The sequence below is a fragment of the Martinezella sp. CNPSo 3795 genome (assembly GCF_057784475.1).
The window spans coordinates 174,893-193,054 of the sequence record NZ_JBXSOQ010000004.1 but is presented as its reverse complement, the minus strand read 5'-3'; the positions used below and the strand labels follow the sequence as shown (position 1 = coordinate 193,054).

Sequence of the window (18,162 nt, the reverse complement as noted above, 5' to 3'; positions counted from 1 at the left end):
CGAGAGGTGGTCGATCATGCCTTTCTTGGGCTTGCTGACTTCACAGGTCCGGAAACACAGAGCCGATATCCGGGCCTCGGCAACCTTGGGACTGCGGCCGACAGAACGCACGAAAGCCGCTTCCGTTCTCAATACGCGTCGCGCTTCTTCAATCAGGACCCTTCCAAAATGAAAGATGCGACAGGCAGGTCCAACTCTGATCCAACACCAGATGCCTGCAATCAGCCGCCATATGATTACTTCGTCAAAAGCCATCAGGCAGCAGAATTATTGCCATTGTCTACTTATTTAGTCGTATATGAAAGCGCGAAAACGCTCCGCTAGCAAGTGCTTTCTTGTCCGGGCGGAATAGGGTCGACGAAGCTGCGGTACAGAAAACGGCGGGCGACCGGACACTCCCTTCGTATCCGGCACCTGCGTCGACCGGCAAAAAGGGAAAGCAATTCCAAGCCCTAGGACCAGCTTATGAAGCAGCTTTCGCTATTCGTTGGTCCCAGAGAAGAGGGTTCGCAACCCGCCATCCTCAACGCATTATATCGGGCCGCTCGCTTACAATTTTCGTGGTCGGCGCCTATCGTGCCCGAGGGCGCAACATGAATGCGCCAGGAAAATCCGTTGTACACTCCAGCTATCGAAATTAAGATCGCAGGGATTTGCTGCGCCTGAGAAACCGACTTGGCGCTGGCCGAGGAGTGGTGAATGGGGACTGTTTCGCAGTTGCACGAACGTGTCAGGCCGCCCGCCCATCGCGTCCAGAGCGAAGAGGAAGCGCTCGAGATCGCACGTTCGCTCGCCGCCGGTTTTGCTCAGCATGCAAGCGATCGCGATATCAATCGCATCCTGCCCTATGACGAGGTCGAAGCCCTGTCGCAGTCAGGCCTGCTGGGGATTTCCGTTCCTTCGGAACATGGCGGTATCGACATTTCGAACTGCGTTCTTGCCGAGGTCGTTGCGATCCTCGCCGAGGCAGATCCTTCCATAGCACAGATATTGCAAACCCATTTTCATGTGCTGGAAGCGGTAAGAATTGGGGGCGGCGAGGACCAACGGGCATCCCTTTTCGACCGCGCCATTATCGGCGATCGTTTCGGCGGCATCTTTTCCCAATCCGGTGCAAGCGGCACCGACCAGCATCCCTGGCATCTGACAGCGGACGGGCTCGGCTTCCGCCTCAGCGGACGGAGCCAGCCTTCCGCCAGCATTCTGTTTTCGGACTGGATTGCGCTATTCACGACCGACAAACGCAAGGGGCTGATCGCCGCTGTCGTGTCCAGAGATATGGAGGGCATCCAGATCATCGACGACTGGGATGGCTTTGGTCAGCGCACCTCCGGAAACGGCACGATCATATTGCATAATGTCTATCTCAATGCCGACGCCCTTCTTCTGCACCGAGAAAAGCTGGCTGAGCCTACAGTGATCGATAGTGTGAACCAGCTCACCGGCGCCGGCATCAATCTCGGCATTGCCCGCTCCACGCTGACGGCGACGATGGAATTCGTGCGGACCCGCTCTCACTCAGGCAACGGGGATGAGCGAGCCGTCAACGATCCGCTGGTCGTGACAAGGATCGGCGAGATTGCCATCCGCATTGAGGCGGCGACGGCGATGGTGGAGCGCGCCGGCGGCAGGATCGATGCCGCACAGATCAATCTCACCGAAGATCATGTTATCGACGCCGCACTCTCCGTTGCGGCGGCCCAGACGATTACTGCCGATATCGCGATGGAAGCAGCCGACGCGCTGTTTGAGCTTGCGGGCACGGAGTCTGCGCGCATCGGACTCAACCTTGACCGCCACTGGCGCAACGCCCGCATTCACACCCTGCATGAACCGGCCCGCCGGAAATACCACATCGTCGGCAACTACCATCTCAACGGCGTAAAGCCATCGAAGACCTCATTGCCTTGATGGGCGCAGGAGAATCGACAAGGTCAGCCGATGTGTGAGGCCCGGTGGTTTTCCCGTTCCGGGATATCGGCGTCAGCGCCACCGGCAACGAATTCCTCCAGCGACATGTTGTCGAGAATCTCGGCAATCGCGTCACGCACCTCGGTCATCGAGCGCCGAACCTGACAGCGTTCCGGATCGGAACAGTCGTCGCAGGCTTCGTAAGCAGTACGGCTGGCGCAACGGATAGGCGCCAACGGGCCGTCCAGGGTACGAATGACATGGCCGATGCGGATTTCCGATGCGGGGCGCGACAGCGAATAACCGCCGCCTGGGCCTTTCTTCGAACGCAACACGCCGGCATTTCGCAATTCGAGGAGAATGGTATCGAGAAACTTCTTCGGAATATTGTTGCGTAACGCGATATCGTTGATGAACGCGGTTTCACCCGGACCAAGGCGTGCGAGATCCACCAGCGCCTTCAGTCCGTATTTTCCTTTTTTCGTAAGCATCGCCGTCCGCTTTACTGCAAAGTCGATTGTTGAAAACCCGGCGTGGCTCAAAAGAGACTCAACGGGCCGGTCCTGTCAGCACAGATTGCGGAAGTAACCCCGCAGCCCCTTACGAACAAGACAGTAACTCACAAATTGTATAGTTTATATGAGTAAATTTAGGCAATTGTATCGCCTAAGCAACGAATTTGCGGCTTTTCTTGGATTTAGGCGGCGCTACTGTCCAAATATGCCTTCTCTTGCCCACGCCTGAAGTCGGCAACCGCACCCGCCACCTGGTCAGCCACCAGAACGGCATGCTCGACCACCTCGGGCAATCCCATCAATTCGCCGAAGGTTCCGCGCGCAAGCGGTCCGGAGATAAACAAGGATGGAACCACCGTTCCATCGCCGGCAAGCGCCCGTGATCGCATATCGCAGGAAAACCCGAGCCGTGCGGGATCCATTGCGAGATATCCGGCCTTCGATAGCTCGTCGATCCAGCCCTGCGATTGCAGGATCCCGCGGTGCCCTGGTCCGGTGGTGACCACGACCGCATCGAATTGCCTTTCAACGGATCGCTCCGAACGGCTGAGGCGTAGGGTGCAGTCGACCACGTCATCTGCAACGCCGACCGCCGCGACCGAAGCCGCCAGTATTTCCAGCCGGCCGCTTGCAAGCGCCCCTTCACTGACAGCCTCCACCTGCGGCGCAACGCGAAACCGATGCACATCCCAGAATGGCCTCAAATGCCGGACGAGACGTCGCCGTTCCGCGATCGGCAGCGCGTGCCAGACATGCCGGCCTTGCGCCCTCACCTGGTCGATGACAGCATGCCAGCTGCGGCCTTCGTCCTGCGCCTTGCGGATGGCGGTACGTACGTTGCGCAGCAGCTCGACTGCCGTCTTCGACGGCTGAGTGGCGAAATCGCCGAATGGCTCCTGCCTGACTGCCGCATGGCCGCGCGAGCGCAGGCCGCGTCGGGATATGGCAGTAATCGGCCCCTTATGGCCTCTGAGCCCGAGCGAGGCAATGACGTCGGCCGAGGTCAAACCATTGCCGACGATCAGAACGCGATCCTCGGAGCGAATGGCCGCAAGCGCATCCGGTCGTGTCGGATCGGGAATGAAGCGCGGGTGATCGGCAAGCGCATCCTGCAGCACTTGCGGCGGCAAGGGCGACGGATGACTGGTGGCGATGACGAGAATGTCAGCATCCACGCGCTGTCCATCAGTACCGGTGACCGTCCAGCGGTTGCCCGTCCTTTGAATACGCTTGACACTTTGCCTGACATGGAGGAGCCGCCCATTCTCGACGAAAGGACGGATCATGCTATTGATATAGTTTCCAAAAACGGAGCGTCGCGGAAAAAAACCGCCATTCACGGCGACCGCCGCATCATCATTGGCAAGTGCGTCATTCTCCAGCAGCCAGCGCTGAAAATGCTCGATGTCGTCGGGCAACAGGCTCATTTTCGCTGCCGGCACATTGATGCGGTGGGCAGGATCTTGCGTGTCGTAGGCAAGCCCTGCCCCCAAACGCTCCCTTGGCTCGAATATAAAAAGCTGACAGCCCCGCCCCGACTGATTCTGTAGCAAATGGAAGGCAACCGCCGTCCCGGAAACGCCGCCGCCAACTATGACGATAACAGGCAAATCAGGCGCCTGGTGGTCCGAGCCGATGGTCAATAGCCAACTTCCTCCAGATCGATCGCCACACGAATTCTACATCCGCCGGCAACGGCAATTATCAGTGAGGTAGTGATATACTCTATAAAATTTGTTGACAATACGATTGCAGCGCGTGCCTGCCCTCTCTGCAACCAACGGCAGTCAATACAGTGCTGATATGCCTTTGCAAACAAACGGTTATTTGTGCCCCGCACAACATTGTTTTTGCATCGCAAGATGTAAAAAACTTGGCATACACCCGTTCGAGGAACATACTCGCGGTTGTTCTGGTTCGTGTTCTCTGTGGGAGGAGAAACATCATGGAACTACTTCGTCTGCTCACCGCGTTCGACTATACGTTGATGCTCATTCTGGCCGCGATCTTTGTATTTAGCGTCATGGAAGGCGTTCATAAGAAGCACTGACCGCATACGGTCGAAAGCGATCGCCATTGCCGTCAGGCGAACATGTCTGATGTGGCTTAAAGCGCGCAGCTGAACCAGCTGGCAAAGCCATCAATCCGACGTGGTCGGCTCATAGGGGCAGCCGCCTATAGCAGCGACAGGATCTGCCGATGCAGACAGGTCGCCGCGTGGCGAGCCTCTCCCCGTCGAAACCTCCAATCATCCTGTATTTCCCCCAAATAGGCATCGCGAGCGAGCTGCATGGTCGTCCGGGCTACGTGTTCAGACAGGCGCGGCATGACCCATTCGGCGGCGAGGTCCTTGCTGACGAATTCCCCAGTCGCCGCCGTTCTCCACATACGGGCCAGTGTCAGCAGAACATTCCGCTCGTCTCCATATAGATTGGCAAGCAAGGCCGGCAGCGCCTCCCGTATAGCGCCCCCTATATCTCCAGGCGGAATTTCAACAAGAAGATCATCAAGGGCCGGGCCAAATAGCGTTAGGGCCTGCTGCCGCGCCTGAGCCAGGACGAGCGTGATGTCCGGATCACAAAGAGGCTCAGGGATTCCGCCGGCCTCGAAGTCGTCGCGCAACCATTCACCATAGACAAACTCACTACATGCCGGAAAAAGTGGTGCGGAAAGATGATCCTTCAGAAACACCATGAGCTCGATGCAGCGTGAAGCACCGGGCCGGACTGGGTGACGACCCGAAGTCGCCAGAAGACGAGCAAGCAGGCGTTTGCGCATGGAATCGGTCATCGGGAGATCGATGATTGCCAAAACATCCACATCGCTTTGCGGACGCAGTCCGCCTGCGACCGCCGATCCGTGCAGATAGACGGCTTGAAGGTGATCGCCGAAAACTTCCTTGGCAATTGCCAAAGCCGCTCGGGCTTCTGCCGGAATTTCCGATGTTGCAGTCCGCATGCAATCTCCGATCGCGATCATCCGGATATAGCGATCGAAGAGCCGCTTTTACAGCCCAACTCAAGCTCTTCATCTTCGTAATCGTCAAACCAAAGTGCATGGATCTAACAAGACATCCCAAAAGAGCCGGATCAAAGTCCGGTTGCTTTGAGAGTGAGATTTCTTGATTATACTTACAAAAATCAAAGAAAATATGCAGCGCTGGATTGTATAATCCGACACGTCTATTCATCGATCTAAGAAAAATGTTCCGCAAGCTTCGCGCAAACAATTCCTGGGATATTTCTCGACGTCGATAAGACATGAAGCAAAGAGGATATACTTATGAGTTACGATTGGGAGGGCATAAAGACACGCCGCATGAGAAGGTTGAAATATGGGCTGTCCCTATTTCTCTTCACGATGTCGCTAACCGCGCCAGCGGCATTTCTGTTGCATCTGCGCTGAACCGAGCCTTCTCTTCCGGCAGCGGATCATCAATTCCATTCCCGTTTAACAGACTCCAGCATCCAGACATCAATCCATGGCGGACGGGAACCAAAGCAAGCCTCCGTTCGTTCCTAAGGGCACTTCCCCCTATCAAGGAGAACATCATGGCCGACGTCTCGCTGGACAAGGATATCAACACTCAGATCAACGAGCTTCGCGGCCAGATCGATAAGCTCTCCACCGAATTGGCAAGGCGCATCGACAGCGCCTCGGATCGCGCCGACGAGGCTCTTTCTTCGACAAGGGGAAAAGTTGCAAGCATCGCGGACCATGCCCGCTCCGAGGGCCGGAACGTGGTGCAGGCCGCAAGGGAAAATCCGACAGCCACGGGCTCGGTCCTGATCGTGACGGCGCTACTCGGTCTATTTACCGGCCTTCTGCTGGGCAGGCTCTCCGATTGACCGACGGCCTCAACAGCCGAAAACCCTAACGCGCTGCAAATTGCCTAACGATTTCAAGGAGTTTTTGGTGGGTGATGTAGGGCTCGAACCTACGACCCGCTGATTAAGAGTCAGCTGCTCTACCAACTGAGCTAATCACCCGTACCGCTTGCTGGCGGCGTGACCGGGCATATAAATAGGATCGGTTTGATTGTCCAGCGGCCAGACGAATTTTCTTTGTTTTTTTGTCAAAAAAATTTCAGAGGCCGCCGAAAACTCAATAAAATCAAAGCTCAAGAATTCCTGATGCAACACGCACCGCCTGGCCGCCGATACGTGCATTGGCGATCAGGCCGCCATCGATGTCGAGGTGAAGATGAATCAGCGACGGCCGCCCCATCTCGATGCCCTGCTCTATGATGACCGGATGATGTCCATCCGGCAGGGCGTCGAACTGATTGATCGCACCGGATAGCGCCGCCACCGCAGCACCTGTCGCAGGGTCCTCGACGATACCCATTCCCACGGGGAACATGCGCGCATGGAATTTGGCAACGTGATTGACGCCGCCGCGACAATAGATGAAAGCCGAGGCAAGCGCGCCGTCGACGAACGGCACCGTCTTTTCCCAGAGCTGCTGATCGAATTCCAGCCTTTCCGCCGCGCCGACGTCGTGAACCGGCACCAGAAGAAACGGTACTCCGGCACTCCAGATCGAGGGCACATGATTCTCGAAGCCGATTTCGGTGATCTTCAGGCTGAGTGCATTGGCGATATCGGCCCTGTCGAGCGGCAGCAGGATCTCTTGCGACTTTTTCGGCAGGTCGAACTCTGCAAAGCTCGCCTTGTTCTGTCGCAGCTTGATGGCGCAGCGCACCGGCCCGACGCGCTCGTCGAGAACGGAAACGAGATCGAGATCTCCGCCATGATTGGCATGGGCCTTCTCCGCCAAGGCGATCGCCGTGCCGACGGTCGGATGCCCGGCAAAAGGCAGTTCGCGACCAGGCGTGAATATCCGCAGGTTTGCCGTATGGGCGGGATTTTGCGGCGGTAGCACGAATACGGTCTCTGAAAGGTTCATTTCCCTGGCGATCGCCTGCATCGCCTCGTCGCTCAACCCTTCGGCATCGAAGATGATCGCGAGTGGATTGCCCGCCAGTTTGCTGTCGGTGAACACATCATAGACACTGTAGCTGCGCGCCAATCCGGCCTCCATCATGCTTCCAGACTTGAATATTCATAACTGCAAGCGACTCCAGTGCAAGCCCAAGCTATTTGTCGCTGCCGAAGAACCAGGCGAGAATAGGAAGCATCGCAATATTGTAGGGATGCGCCGTTGGGTCGGCCGATCGAATAGCGACCACGCCATCGACCTCGTCCTCTTCGGAAACGAGCATATGCGCCTCGATCCGCCGAAGCATGTCCTCGGCCGTCCATGGAAAACGGAAGACTCGAAGAAGCGTGATCGAACGCCTTATATGCATTGCGTGATATCCGGATACCGGCGCGGCATCATTTAGATCGAGACCAGTCTCCTCCAACACCTCGCGCCGCATATTGCCTTCGACATCGGCACGCCCGTCGACGATATCGTTCTCATCCATCGATCCGGAGGCACAATAGACCTGACCGGGATTTGCGGTATGGGCGGCCATGCGTATCGCGATGATCGCTCCATCCGACGATACGATGACGGGAAAGGCAAAAAGGTGAAACGCTCCCGGCTGCCGCTGCTTTCGCCAAAAGAGAAATGTCGAGAAGGGTGCTACATAGGCCTCCCCCTTCACTGCACCGCCTGTAAGCGACAGCCTGTGCTGCAAGATCATGCGACCGTCATAGAGTGATGGATTGGCGGCAATTTCCCTTGCCCAATTTTCCCGCGCCGCCTCTTGCGCGTGCATGTGAAACGGATGTTCGCCGCGAAACACCGTAAGGTCGATGCTGGAGACGGGGAACACGGTGCTTTCCGGCGGCCAGCCGGCCATGTCCTTCTGTTCTGAGAGGGTCATATCAAATCCAATGTCATGACGACGGGGCAATGGTCGGAGGCCTTCGGCCTGTCCCAGCCGACGCGCGGATAGCGCTCCACCTCCTGCCCCGGTGGAAAAATCGTACGGAAAGGCTGGCCCGAACGGATGATATCGGGCATGCGCGTCGCATTGGCCCGCGCCAGAGCCGGAGAGAGCCAGATATAATCGAGCTGGCAAAGGCGCTGCTCCTGTGGTCCGCGGGCGTGGTAAAGCGTCCAGCGGTCAAGTTCGTCGCGCCGCTGCATGACGTTTTCGGCGAAACCATCATGGCTGAAGACATCGAGTGCGCTCCCCTTCTCCTCGCCGCGCGGTTCGAAGCGATAGCCGGTGCGGCGCGTGCCGATGACATCAACCCATTCCTGATAGTCGTTCATATCGCCGCAGATGGCGAAATTCTTCGTCGCCGTGTTGCCGACCCCGAAACGATCTTCGATGATGCGGCGAACCGCCATGGTCTCCGCCCGGCGGATCGGCATGGTCGCATGACGTCCATCCAGGCCTTCACGCGCCGGTCCCATCGATTTCAAATGGATGACGTAGAGCGAGAACGGTACGCCACCGATATGGAGATGCAGCTCCAGGCAATCGCGCTTGAAGATCTTGTCCTCCGAATGAAGGCCGAGCTCCGCAAGCTCGTCGTTGAAAAGGCCGAAATTGCCATAGGTCACCATGGCGTGACTCTTGATATCATTCAGGACGATCGGCTGGCCGTCGCGCGTCTCCTCGCGCATCATGACGGCAACATCGATGCCGCGACTGTCGTTGCCTTCGATCAGGAATTTCTGACGATAGCCGTTGCCGACCATGCGGTAGAGATAACCATATTCGAAAGCCTGCAGCGCCGCCATGTTGTCGACCTCCTGCAGGCAGATGATGTCGGCATCAGCATCCGCGATCGCAAGCGCCGTCATCTGCCTTGTGTCATCGGTGGCGGCAACCACCCGGGCTGCCTCCAGCTGCTGATAGACCTCTTCATTGCGAACATCGAAGAGCTGCAACACGCGATCCTGGCGCAACTGATTGCGAAAACCAGTGTAGTCAAAACGGGTCAGAAGGTTTTCGACATTGAAGGTCGCAAGGCGCAGGGACATGAAGCATTCCGATTTAAGAAGAATATGAGCCGGCTTATTATACTCACATCATCCAGCTTTGGCTGTTACAGTCGATTTGAACTTACCCATCAGATACGGTCCGGACAGAACAGGCGCATATTTCGGCTCCTCGCCTTCCTTGAGGCATGACGGCAGGCAGGCGATCTCGGCAAACCAGTTCGGCTGATGAAAGAAGGCAAGGGATTGCCGCCGCTGCATGCCGCCCTCCTCCGGCGGCGGATTGACGACGCGATGCACGGTCGAGACCCAGCGATCGTTGGTCCAGAGCGCCATCAGGTCGCCGATGTTGATGACGAAAGCACCCTCCACCGGCGGCACCGGCGTCCAGTTGCCATCAGGAGCGATGATCTCGAGCCCTTTCGAGCCGGGTTGCGGCAGGAGGATCGTCAGGCTGCCGTAATCGGTATGCGCGCCGGCGCGAAGCTGGCCCGGCTGCGGTGGCACATGCTGCTCGGGATAATTCAGCGCCCTTAGCGCACTGATCGGCGCATCGACGTGAGGATCGAAGAAGTGCTCATCGAGGCCGAGCGCCGTCGCGAACACGCGCATGATGCGCGCCGCCAGATCCTCCATCGCCCGATAATAAGCCTTCCAAGCCTCCACGAACCCTTCTGGCGCCTCCGGCCAGATGGTGGCGGCATAGCAGAAGCCGAGCGCTTCCGGATCGCTCATGCCTGCGGGAATGGAAAGCGGGCCGCCATTGAAGCTTTCCTTCAGATCCGGCGGCGTGTCGACATTACGCGATTTTGCCAGCGCCTCCGTTCCCGGCCCGAGATAGCCGTAGGGATAACCGGGATAGAGCGTTTTCGCCCTCTGCTTCACCTCGGGTGGCAGATCGAAGAAGGTCTGCGTTTTCTTCCAAACCTCGGTGATGACACCATCCGCAACGCCGTGGTTGGCAATTGCCAGAAAGCCGGTCGAGCGGCATATCCGATCCACCTCCGCGCCGAGCCGCTTTTTCTCGTCGTGACCGGCTTTTTCGAAAGCGCCGAGGTCGAAAATCGGAAAGCTATGATCGGACATGCGCGACTCCCCTTCGTGACGTGGAGCAAATCAAGCATAGGAGGCGACAGGGAACAACCATCTTGTCCCTTGCCCGATCAAAGCCGCCAGGCCGAGCGGATGGCGACCCGGTAGTCGTCGCCAGCGATGACGGCATCGCGGCTATAGGCACGCAGTACCTGTCCATCCGGCATAGACAATCTCAGCGCATAGCGCTCGCCCTCATAGAGAACGGAATCGACGCGGCATGAAATGCCCTCCCCGTCGACAACCACGTCTTCAGGCCGCACGAGAATATCCGCGCTGGCCGAGCCGCCTATCCGATTTTCCCACAGGCCTAGGAAGGACGGCCAGTCGATGCGGCGCGGACCGCCATCGGGAAAAGCAAGCGACAGGATGGCGCCCTGCCCGACCAAGCCGCCGACCAGTTTCCCTTCAGGGCGAGCATAGATCTCCGCCGGCGGCGCCACCTGCAGGAGCCGCCCTTCGGACATGACGGCGACATCGGTCGCAAGCGCCATCGCTTCGCTCTGGTCGTGCGTGACATAAACCATGGTGGCACCTGAGCGCTGGTGAAACTCGCGAAACGTCTCCTCCATCTCCTTCTTTAGATGGCGATCGAGATTGGCAAGAGGCTCGTCGAGCAGCACGACATCGGGCGATGTCACTAGGCAGCGAGCAAGCGCCACGCGCTGCCTCTGACCACCGGAGAGATCGGCTGGCCGGCGCTCGGCATAATCGTCAAGCCGCACGGTCGCCAAGGCCTCGCGCACCTTCTCTCGGTAACGCTCGCCGGAAATGCCGCGCACCTTCAGCGGATAACCGACATTGTCTGATACGTTCATATGCGGCCAGAGCGCATAGGATTGAAACACCATCGCCATGTTGCGCCGCTCCGGCGGCAACATATTTGCAGCATCCGCCAGCAGCCGCTCTCCGAGATGAATGGAGCCATCCGTTGGCTGTTCGAAACCGGCGATCATTCTGAGTACGGTCGTCTTGCCGCAGCCCGAGGGGCCAAGCAGCGCCAGGAAGCCGCCTTCACGCACATCGAGCGACAAGGCGTTGACGGCAGAGCGCCCGCCCGTGCCGAAATCCTTGCTGACATGATTGAGGATCAGCTTCGCCAAGGCACCACTCCCTTCGGCAGGCGCTTGGCCATGATTTCCAGAAGCACCATCATGATGACGACCATGGCGATGACGATAACCGACATGGCCGAGGCAAGGTCGGCACTGCCGCCATCGTCGAGATTGTAAATGACGACGCCGAGCGTCTGTGTGCCGGCGGACCACAAGAGCGCCGAAACAGTGAGTTCGTTGCAGGCGATAAGGAAGACCAGGATCACCGACGCGCCCGCCGCCGGCGCAATCAGTGGCACGATGATATCCATAAGTCGGCGGAAGAAGCCAGCCCCGGAAAGACGCGCCGCCTCCTCCAATGCCGGATCGAGTTGCAGGAAGGCACTCATGACCGGCTTCAGGCTAACGGCGAAATAGGCGGAGAAATAGGCAAGCAGAATGATCCAGATCGTGCCGTACAGCGTGACATCGAGGACCGGCAAAGGGGCGGCAAACACCAGGATGAAGCAGACCGCGATGATGATGCCGGGAAGCGCATAGGGGATCTCGATCATGCCGCCAACGATGCGGCTGAGCGCATCCTTGCGCCGCGTCAGCGCATAGGCCGCGAGCACTGTCACCAGCAGGAGACCAAAAGCTGTCATGCCAGCTAGAAACAGCGAATTGGAAAAGGCTGTGCGCGTTATGCTCTGCCGAAACAGTATTTCGGTGAAGGCGTTCAGCGATGCCGTCTTGAAGGTCAAAGGCACGCCATAGGCCGGCACCAGCGCGCCGGCAACCAGCGCCAGGAAGGGCGCGACAAGCATGACGAACAGGACGGCGTAAAGCACCGGTAGCGCCAGAAAGCGCCAGCGACCGAGCGAAAAGGTGGCCGTCGCGCCGGAAATGCCGATGACGCGATAGTCACGGCCCTTCAAGGCCCTGCCCTGTACCGCAAGGCCGGCAACGGCGATGACCGCGATCATCGTCGACAGCACCGCGATATCGCCGAATGTACGCGGCCCGAAATTGGAAAACTTGGTGAAGATCAGCGTCGACAGAGTGTAGATCGACGCGGGAATGCCGAGGATCGCGGGAATGCCGAAATTGCCGATAGACGAGACGAAGGCGATCGCGGCGCCTGCAATGACACCGGGCAGAGACAAGGGCAGGATTATATCACGAAAGACACGCAGGCCGGACGCGCCAGAAAGCCTCGCGGCCTCGACACCATCACGCGGCAGCGCCATCAGGCCAGCGCGCAACGCGAGATAGACGAGCGGCGCATGCTGGACGCCGTAGAGAAGCGCAATACCGCCAACGGAATAGAGCGGCTGCGGCGAGCCGAGCGGCGGCGCGATATGCAGCGCTTTCAGCAAGGGACTCGACGGTCCTGACATCTGTACCCAGGCGAGCGCCGTCACCTGCGGCGGGATCATCATCGGCAGCACGAAGAGGAAACCGAGCAATCTCCTGCCTGACAAATCTGTCAATGTCAGCAGGAATGCGAAGAGGCAGCCGAGCAAGACGGAAACGACGGTGCCGAGCACAGCTGTTTCTATCGTGTACCAGGCCGAGCGCCAGAGCGAGGGATCGGTGACGAGTTCATAGGTGTCGCCTTTGAGCAGCGCCTCGATGCCGACGAACGCCAGCCGCGCCAGCGGCAGGACGCTGAGCAAAAGCACGACGGCAACAACAAAAGGAAACAGCCAGGCCGGCTGGCTGTTTCCTCGACGCACATATGAGTACATTCCAGATCCGGGCCGGATTACTTCGACTTGAAGTAGGTGGAGAAGGTCTTCAGGTCCTGATCCGTGTTCTTGAGAGCATCGGCTGCATTCAACGGCAAAACCTTGATGCTGTCACGTGCCGGAAAACCTTCCGGCAGCGGCGTGCCATTGCGGGCCGGAATATACCCAAGCTTCAAGAAGCCTTCCTGGCCTTTTTCGGAGAGGACGTAATCGACAAACTTCTTGGCCGCATCGGCGTGCTGCGTGCTGGCAAGAATGCCGACCGGCTCGGTGACGGCCGAAACGCCTTCCTTCGGGAAAACGAACTCCAGCGGAGCGCCCTTGGCCTTTTCACGGATCGGCATGTAGTCGACAATCATGCCATAGGCCTTCTCGCCAGAAGCAACCGACTTGAGCACGGCACCATTGCCGCCCGAGGCGATCGCACCGTTGTCGGCCAGGTTCTTGTAGTAATCCCAACCGAGGCTGCTGACGCCGGCAAGCGTCTGTGCGTGGATGAGAGCGGCGCCCGAGGCAAGCGGGCTCGGCATGGCGACCAAGCCTTTTGCTTCGGGCTTCACCAGATCCTGCCAGCTTGCCGGCTTCATTGCGGCCGCCGTGTTGTAGACGATGCCGGTCGTGATCAGCTTGGTGGAGTAGTAATAACCATCGGCGTCATAGAGCGAGGCATCGTAGTTCTTGGCTTCCGGTGACTTGTAGGCGAGCAGTTTGCCGGCTTCCTTCAGGCGCTCCAGGGTCACCGTATCGGCGATCAGCAGGACATCGGCAACCGGAGCGCCGGCCTGCATTTCGGCCTGCAGTTTGGCGATGATCTGCGGCGTGCCGTCGCGTACCCAATCGACCTTGATGCCGGGATTGGCGGCCATGAAGCCATCAACCGTCGTCTGCGCATCGGCATTCGGCTGGCTGGTATAGAGGACGAGATCGGCGGCATTGGCGCTGCCGGAGAAAAGGGCAATGGCCAACAGGCCGGCAAAGGCGGAAACAAAGGTCTTCATGAAAACGTCCTCAACTAAGTTCTAGGAGGTTGTCTAGACGCAGGGCTTAACATGATTGTGACAGTTGAATTTGAATAGATTGCCGTTCGTATGATGATTGAATCTTGACCGCGGCACTCCGGCGCTATTTGCTGAGGCACGTATTTCAGACGGGATCGAGGAGGATAGATCTATGGAATATCGCCTGCTTGGCCGCTCCGGCCTTAAAGTTTCCACCATCACCATGGGCACCATGACGTTCGGTGGAGTCGGCTGGGCAAAAACCGTTGGCGATCTTGGCGTCAAGGAAGCAAAGAAGCTCGTCGACATGTGTGTGGATGCCGGCGTCAATCTGCTCGATACGGCCGACGTCTACTCGCAAGGCGCATCGGAAGAAATTCTCGGCGAGATCATCGGCGGCCCGCGCAAAAACGGCGTGCTCATCGCCACCAAGGCGCGCTTCCCAATGGGGCCGGGCGTCAACGATGTCGGCTCATCCCGCCAGCATCTTATCCAGGCTTGCGAGGCAAGCCTGAGGCGCATGAAGACCGATGTGATCGATCTCTACCAGCTGCATGAGTGGGACGGACAGACGCCGCTGGAAGAGACGATGGAGGCGCTCGACACTCTGGTTCGCCAGGGGAAGGTCCGCTACATCGGCTGCTCGAACTTTTCCGGCTGGCACATCATGAAGGCACTCGGCGTCAGCGAGCGCAACAAGCGCGAACGCTTCGTCAGCCAGCAGATCCATTACACGCTCGAAGCACGCGACGCGGAAAACGAGCTGGTGCCCATCAGTATCGACCAGGGTCTCGGCATTCTCGTCTGGAGCCCGATTGCCGGCGGCCTACTCTCAGGCAAGCATCGCCGCAATCAGGCGACGCCCGAGGGTACGCGCCAGTTCGCCGGCTGGACGGAACCACCGATCCGCGATGAAAACCGCCTGTGGAATATCGTTGATACGCTTGTCGAGATCGCCGACAGTCGCGGCGTGTCGGCGGCCCAGGTGGCGCTTGCCTGGCTCATCGGTCGCAAGGGCGTGACCTCGGTCATCATCGGCGGCCGCACCAAGGCGCAGTTCAAGGATAATCTTGCCAGCGCCGAGCTGAAGCTGACGGACGAGGAGCGCAAGCGGCTCGACGACGTCAGCCTGCAGCCGCTGATGTATCCCTATTGGCACCAGCGCAATACCGCCAGCGATCGGCTGAGCGAGGCCGATCTGGCTCTGATCGGCCCGCATCTGGCCAAGTAAAAAACTGCAATGGCGGCTAGGCCGCCATCGCTCCGATCTCACCGGCAATCAGCTTACCGAGCCGCGAGATGCCCTCTTCGATCATCTCGTCATTGGCGCAGGAGAAGCTGACGCGGAAGGTATTCGCGCCGCTACCGTCGGCAAAGAAGGCCTGACCGGGCACGAAGGCGACCTTCGCCGTTTCGAGAGACCGTGCAAGCAGCTTGGCGCCGTCCATACCCTTCGGCAGGGTGATCCAGACGAACATGCCGCCTTGCGGCTTCGTCCAGCTCGTACCATCAGGCATGTATTTCGCAAGCGCGGCCAACATGCAGTCGCGGCGATGGCTATAGGCCTTGCGAATCTTGGCGACCTGCGCTTCGAACCCACGCTCGGCGACCTGGTGGATGGCGATCTGGTTGATGGTCGATGAATGAAGGTCTGCCGCCTGCTTCATCAGCACCAGCTTGCGGATGACGGGCGCGTTGGCGACGATGAAGCCGACGCGAAGGCCCGGCGCCAGCGTCTTCGAGAAGCTGCCGCAATAGATCGTGCGCGTGTCGTTGATGCTGCCCTTGCGCGCGATTTCCAGGGCCAGGATGGGCGCAACCGGCTCGCCGTCATAGCGCAGCGACTGATACGCAGCGTCTTCGATGACGGCGATATCGAGCTCTTCGGCAAGGCCGAGCAGCTTCTCGCGACCGGAGAGATCGACCGTCTCACCCGTCGGGTTGGCAAAATCGGCCGAGAGATAGGCAAATTTCACCCTGCCGCCGGCCTGTGAAGCCGCGGCGCGATAGGAATCCGGCGTGCGATTGCCATTCGGCGTCAGCTGGTCGTAGGTCGGCTCATAGGCATTGAAGGCCTGCAGCGCGCCGAGATAGGTCGGCGCTGTCACCAGCGCCGTATCCTTCGGCGACAGGAAGAGCTTGCCGAGATAATCGAGACCCTGCTGCGAGCCGGAAACGATGAAGACGTTTTCGAGCTCGCAGGGAATACCGAGTGCGCCCATCTGGCCGACAAGCCATTCGCGCAGCGGTTTGTAGCCCTCGCTGACCGAATACTGCAGCGCTGCATTGACAGTCGAGCCGGAAAAGATATCGGCATAGGCCTGCTTGAATTCGGCGTCCGGAAACAAGGCCGGATCGGGAATGCCGCCTGCGAAAGAGATGATATCCGGCCGCTCCAAGAGTTTCAGCAGCTCGCGGATTTCGGAGGCACGCATACGGCTCGAACGCGTCGCAAATATATTTTCCCAATTCAACATGGGGCTTCCTCGCAATTTTTGGTCTTTCTGACACAAGATCACGCAACAAAAGATAAGTCAATAATGCTGACCTATTTTGTTTGTGACGGTGACAAACAACTCTCGAAACGATCGCAGCCTTGCCGGTCATCGATGCTAGATCGCGTCTGAAATGACCTACACATTTCTCTCTCTAGGTGCTATTCTTACGCTCAATCCATCGATCGGAAAAACGTAAGAATGGCCACAGCAACCCTCTCCTCGAAATTTCAGATATCGATCCCGAAAGAAGTTCGCGACCAGCAGCACTGGACTGCGGGTCAGGAGTTCATCTTCATTCCCAAGGGCAAGGGCGTGCTGCTTATCCCCGTACCCGAACTTGCCGACCTTAAGGGCATGGCGAAGGGTGCCAACCCCGGCAATTACCGCGACCGGAAAGACCGGTTCTAATGCGCGTCGTTGATAGCTCGGCGTGGATCGAATGGCTAACCCAAGGTCCGGCTGCAGATCGGCTCCAAGGCGAAATGCCTGCGCGAACCGAATGCATCGTCCCCACCATCGTCCAGCTCGAACTCGCCAAATGGCTGGAGCGCGAGCGCGGCGAGGACGCAGTCGATTCTTTTTTCGCCTATAGCGCCACCTGCATCATAGCTCCCCTCGATACCGCCCTCGCCCGTCGCGCTGCCGAAGTCTCGGCGAAACACAAACTCGCACTCGCCGACGCAATCATCTACGCCACGGCCGAACTGCACGACGCCGACATTCTGACGCTGGACGCCCATTTCAAGGACCTGGATCGCGTGGTCTATTTTGGCAAAGCACAATAGATATTTGTCCTTTTCCGCTTAAACGCGATACATCTCGAAAAAGGCGCCAACCAGGCATGAGCACCGATCCGACATCGTCCTTCTATACCGACAACGCCGCCGTCTACGCGGCGCGTGAACGCAGGCTGCCGCGCCAGAGGCTGGATGCCTTTCTGGCCGCCCTGCCGACGGGCGCAGCCATTCTCGAACTGGGTTGCGGCGCTGGTCAGGATGCCGCCTATATGCTTTCGCGCGGCTTCGACGTTACGCCCACGGACGGTTCCGCAGAACTTGCGAGAGAGGCGGAAAAGCGTCTTCGCAGGCCCGTTCGAGTCATGCGTTTCGAAGACTTGGATGCCACAGAAATCTTCGATGGCATATGGGCGGAGGCCAGCCTCCTGCATGTTCCGCGATCTGTCCTGCCGGATATCTTCGATCGCATTTTGCGCGCCCTGAAAACGGGCGGCATCTTCCACGCCAACTTCAAGGCAGGAGAAGCGGAAGGGCATGACAAGTTCGGACGCTATTACAACTATCCGTCGGCCTCATGGCTTCGGGGTATGCTGAGCGTCGGAGGATGGAAGAACATCACCATGACCGAAGCCGATGGTGGCGGCTTCGATGGCGAGCCGACAAGGTGGCTCTACGTCGCGGCCCATAAGTAGAAAGGCCGGAGCTTTCGCCCCGGCCCTC

Annotated in this window: 18 protein-coding genes and 1 tRNA gene; 7 read left to right on the top strand and 12 right to left on the bottom strand. The window is 58.6% G+C overall.

Annotated features, from left to right (window positions below; all coding sequences use genetic code 11):
• Window positions 1-6: 6 nt before the first annotated feature.
• Together AC13QY_RS14310 and AC13QY_RS14305 are read left to right on the top strand one after the other, a co-directional pair.
• On the top strand, window positions 7-324 hold the full coding sequence (locus tag AC13QY_RS14310; RefSeq protein ID WP_145632708.1) for a hypothetical protein: 318 nt from the start codon (window positions 7-9) through the stop codon (window positions 322-324).
• 375 nt (window positions 325-699) lie between these two features.
• Window positions 700-1,911, top strand: a complete 1,212-nt coding sequence (locus AC13QY_RS14305; protein ID WP_145632705.1) for an SfnB family sulfur acquisition oxidoreductase — start codon at window positions 700-702, stop codon at window positions 1,909-1,911.
• A 23-nt stretch (window positions 1,912-1,934) separates the two neighbouring features.
• On the opposite strand, the gene AC13QY_RS14300 is transcribed toward AC13QY_RS14305, so the two are convergent.
• The 3 genes from AC13QY_RS14300 to AC13QY_RS14290 all read right to left on the bottom strand — a co-directional run bounded on the left by AC13QY_RS14300 (window position 1,935) and on the right by AC13QY_RS14290 (window position 5,384).
• Window positions 1,935-2,402: an RrF2 family transcriptional regulator gene (locus tag AC13QY_RS14300; RefSeq protein WP_069613185.1), complete on the bottom strand. Its 468-nt coding sequence runs from the start codon at window positions 2,400-2,402 to the stop codon at window positions 1,935-1,937.
• 206 nt (window positions 2,403-2,608) lie between these two features.
• Entirely contained in the window at window positions 2,609-4,069 is a 1,461-nt protein-coding gene (locus AC13QY_RS14295) for an FAD/NAD(P)-binding protein (protein ID WP_113354528.1), read from the bottom strand.
• A gap of 532 nt (window positions 4,070-4,601) precedes the next feature.
• Window positions 4,602-5,384 carry an aminoglycoside adenylyltransferase family protein gene (locus tag AC13QY_RS14290; RefSeq protein WP_113395532.1) on the bottom strand — a complete coding sequence of 261 codons (783 nt, stop codon included), beginning with the start codon at window positions 5,382-5,384 and terminating at the stop codon, window positions 4,602-4,604.
• A gap of 593 nt (window positions 5,385-5,977) precedes the next feature.
• Between AC13QY_RS14290 and AC13QY_RS14285 the strand changes: the two genes are divergently transcribed.
• A complete protein-coding gene (locus AC13QY_RS14285) occupies window positions 5,978-6,274 on the top strand; it encodes a hypothetical protein (protein ID WP_145632702.1) in 297 nt (98 codons plus the stop codon).
• 65 nt (window positions 6,275-6,339) lie between these two features.
• On the opposite strand, the gene AC13QY_RS14280 is transcribed toward AC13QY_RS14285, so the two are convergent.
• The 8 genes from AC13QY_RS14280 to AC13QY_RS14245 form a co-directional block, all read right to left on the bottom strand.
• Window positions 6,340-6,415, bottom strand: a tRNA-Lys gene (locus AC13QY_RS14280).
• 124 nt (window positions 6,416-6,539) lie between these two features.
• Window positions 6,540-7,457, bottom strand: coding sequence for a PhzF family phenazine biosynthesis protein (locus tag AC13QY_RS14275; protein ID WP_173004625.1), 918 nt, complete (start codon window positions 7,455-7,457; stop codon window positions 6,540-6,542).
• 67 nt (window positions 7,458-7,524) lie between these two features.
• Window positions 7,525-8,262 carry an NUDIX hydrolase gene (locus tag AC13QY_RS14270; RefSeq protein ID WP_145632699.1) on the bottom strand — a complete coding sequence of 246 codons (738 nt, stop codon included), beginning with the start codon at window positions 8,260-8,262 and terminating at the stop codon, window positions 7,525-7,527.
• Window positions 8,259-9,374 carry an endonuclease/exonuclease/phosphatase family protein gene (locus tag AC13QY_RS14265; RefSeq protein WP_145632696.1) on the bottom strand — a complete coding sequence of 372 codons (1,116 nt, stop codon included), beginning with the start codon at window positions 9,372-9,374 and terminating at the stop codon, window positions 8,259-8,261. Before AC13QY_RS14265 ends, AC13QY_RS14270 begins: the two co-directional genes overlap by 4 nt.
• 48 nt (window positions 9,375-9,422) lie before the next feature.
• On the bottom strand, window positions 9,423-10,418 hold the full coding sequence (locus tag AC13QY_RS14260; protein WP_113332990.1) for an isopenicillin N synthase family dioxygenase: 996 nt from the start codon (window positions 10,416-10,418) through the stop codon (window positions 9,423-9,425).
• Window positions 10,419-10,495: 77 nt separating this feature from the next.
• Window positions 10,496-11,527 (bottom strand): ABC transporter ATP-binding protein, encoded by a 1,032-nt coding sequence (locus tag AC13QY_RS14255; protein WP_145632693.1) that lies wholly within the window; start codon window positions 11,525-11,527, stop codon window positions 10,496-10,498.
• Window positions 11,515-13,209 (bottom strand): ABC transporter permease, encoded by a 1,695-nt coding sequence (locus AC13QY_RS14250; protein WP_145632690.1) that lies wholly within the window; start codon window positions 13,207-13,209, stop codon window positions 11,515-11,517. Before AC13QY_RS14250 ends, AC13QY_RS14255 begins: the two co-directional genes overlap by 13 nt.
• A gap of 17 nt (window positions 13,210-13,226) precedes the next feature.
• Window positions 13,227-14,207 (bottom strand): ABC transporter substrate-binding protein, encoded by a 981-nt coding sequence (locus tag AC13QY_RS14245; RefSeq protein WP_145632687.1) that lies wholly within the window; start codon window positions 14,205-14,207, stop codon window positions 13,227-13,229.
• 172 nt (window positions 14,208-14,379) lie between these two features.
• Between AC13QY_RS14245 and AC13QY_RS14240 the strand changes: the two genes are divergently transcribed.
• On the top strand, window positions 14,380-15,438 hold the full coding sequence (locus tag AC13QY_RS14240; protein WP_145632680.1) for an aldo/keto reductase: 1,059 nt from the start codon (window positions 14,380-14,382) through the stop codon (window positions 15,436-15,438).
• Between the two features lie 16 nt (window positions 15,439-15,454).
• On the opposite strand, the gene AC13QY_RS14235 is transcribed toward AC13QY_RS14240, so the two are convergent.
• Window positions 15,455-16,684: an aminotransferase-like domain-containing protein gene (locus AC13QY_RS14235; protein ID WP_145632677.1), complete on the bottom strand. Its 1,230-nt coding sequence runs from the start codon at window positions 16,682-16,684 to the stop codon at window positions 15,455-15,457.
• Window positions 16,685-16,903: 219 nt separating this feature from the next.
• Between AC13QY_RS14235 and AC13QY_RS14230 the strand changes: the two genes are divergently transcribed.
• The 3 genes from AC13QY_RS14230 to AC13QY_RS14220 are packed head-to-tail and all read left to right on the top strand — an operon-like array spanning window position 16,904 to window position 18,134.
• Window positions 16,904-17,113: an AbrB/MazE/SpoVT family DNA-binding domain-containing protein gene (locus tag AC13QY_RS14230; protein ID WP_112721102.1), complete on the top strand. Its 210-nt coding sequence runs from the start codon at window positions 16,904-16,906 to the stop codon at window positions 17,111-17,113.
• Entirely contained in the window at window positions 17,113-17,490 is a 378-nt protein-coding gene (locus AC13QY_RS14225) for a PIN domain-containing protein (RefSeq protein WP_488493616.1), read from the top strand. The genes AC13QY_RS14230 and AC13QY_RS14225 overlap by 1 nt, the downstream gene beginning before the upstream one ends.
• A 56-nt stretch (window positions 17,491-17,546) precedes the next feature.
• The gene (locus tag AC13QY_RS14220) at window positions 17,547-18,134 is read left to right on the top strand and encodes a class I SAM-dependent methyltransferase (RefSeq protein ID WP_488493615.1); all 588 of its coding nucleotides are present in this window, start codon (window positions 17,547-17,549) and stop codon (window positions 18,132-18,134) included.
• Window positions 18,135-18,162 lie beyond the last annotated feature (28 nt).

What these genes read in the sequence shown, in the direction of transcription:
- AC13QY_RS14300 (WP_069613185.1), bottom strand. Translation starts at nt 2,402, where the DNA reads ATGCTTACGAAAAAAGGAAAATACGGACTGAAGGCGCTGGTGGATCTC.
- AC13QY_RS14220 (WP_488493615.1), top strand. Translation starts at nt 17,547, where the DNA reads ATGAGCACCGATCCGACATCGTCCTTCTATACCGACAACGCCGCCGTC.
- AC13QY_RS14270 (WP_145632699.1), bottom strand. Translation starts at nt 8,262, where the DNA reads ATGACCCTCTCAGAACAGAAGGACATGGCCGGCTGGCCGCCGGAAAGC.
- AC13QY_RS14245 (WP_145632687.1), bottom strand. Translation starts at nt 14,207, where the DNA reads ATGAAGACCTTTGTTTCCGCCTTTGCCGGCCTGTTGGCCATTGCCCTT.
- AC13QY_RS14290 (WP_113395532.1), bottom strand. Translation starts at nt 5,384, where the DNA reads ATGCGGACTGCAACATCGGAAATTCCGGCAGAAGCCCGAGCGGCTTTG.
- AC13QY_RS14260 (WP_113332990.1), bottom strand. Translation starts at nt 10,418, where the DNA reads ATGTCCGATCATAGCTTTCCGATTTTCGACCTCGGCGCTTTCGAAAAA.
- AC13QY_RS14235 (WP_145632677.1), bottom strand. Translation starts at nt 16,684, where the DNA reads ATGTTGAATTGGGAAAATATATTTGCGACGCGTTCGAGCCGTATGCGT.
- AC13QY_RS14285 (WP_145632702.1), top strand. Translation starts at nt 5,978, where the DNA reads ATGGCCGACGTCTCGCTGGACAAGGATATCAACACTCAGATCAACGAG.
- AC13QY_RS14250 (WP_145632690.1), bottom strand. Translation starts at nt 13,209, where the DNA reads ATGTACTCATATGTGCGTCGAGGAAACAGCCAGCCGGCCTGGCTGTTT.
- AC13QY_RS14230 (WP_112721102.1), top strand. Translation starts at nt 16,904, where the DNA reads ATGGCCACAGCAACCCTCTCCTCGAAATTTCAGATATCGATCCCGAAA.
- AC13QY_RS14240 (WP_145632680.1), top strand. Translation starts at nt 14,380, where the DNA reads ATGGAATATCGCCTGCTTGGCCGCTCCGGCCTTAAAGTTTCCACCATC.
- AC13QY_RS14305 (WP_145632705.1), top strand. Translation starts at nt 700, where the DNA reads ATGGGGACTGTTTCGCAGTTGCACGAACGTGTCAGGCCGCCCGCCCAT.
- AC13QY_RS14265 (WP_145632696.1), bottom strand. Translation starts at nt 9,374, where the DNA reads ATGTCCCTGCGCCTTGCGACCTTCAATGTCGAAAACCTTCTGACCCGT.
- AC13QY_RS14225 (WP_488493616.1), top strand. Translation starts at nt 17,113, where the DNA reads ATGCGCGTCGTTGATAGCTCGGCGTGGATCGAATGGCTAACCCAAGGT.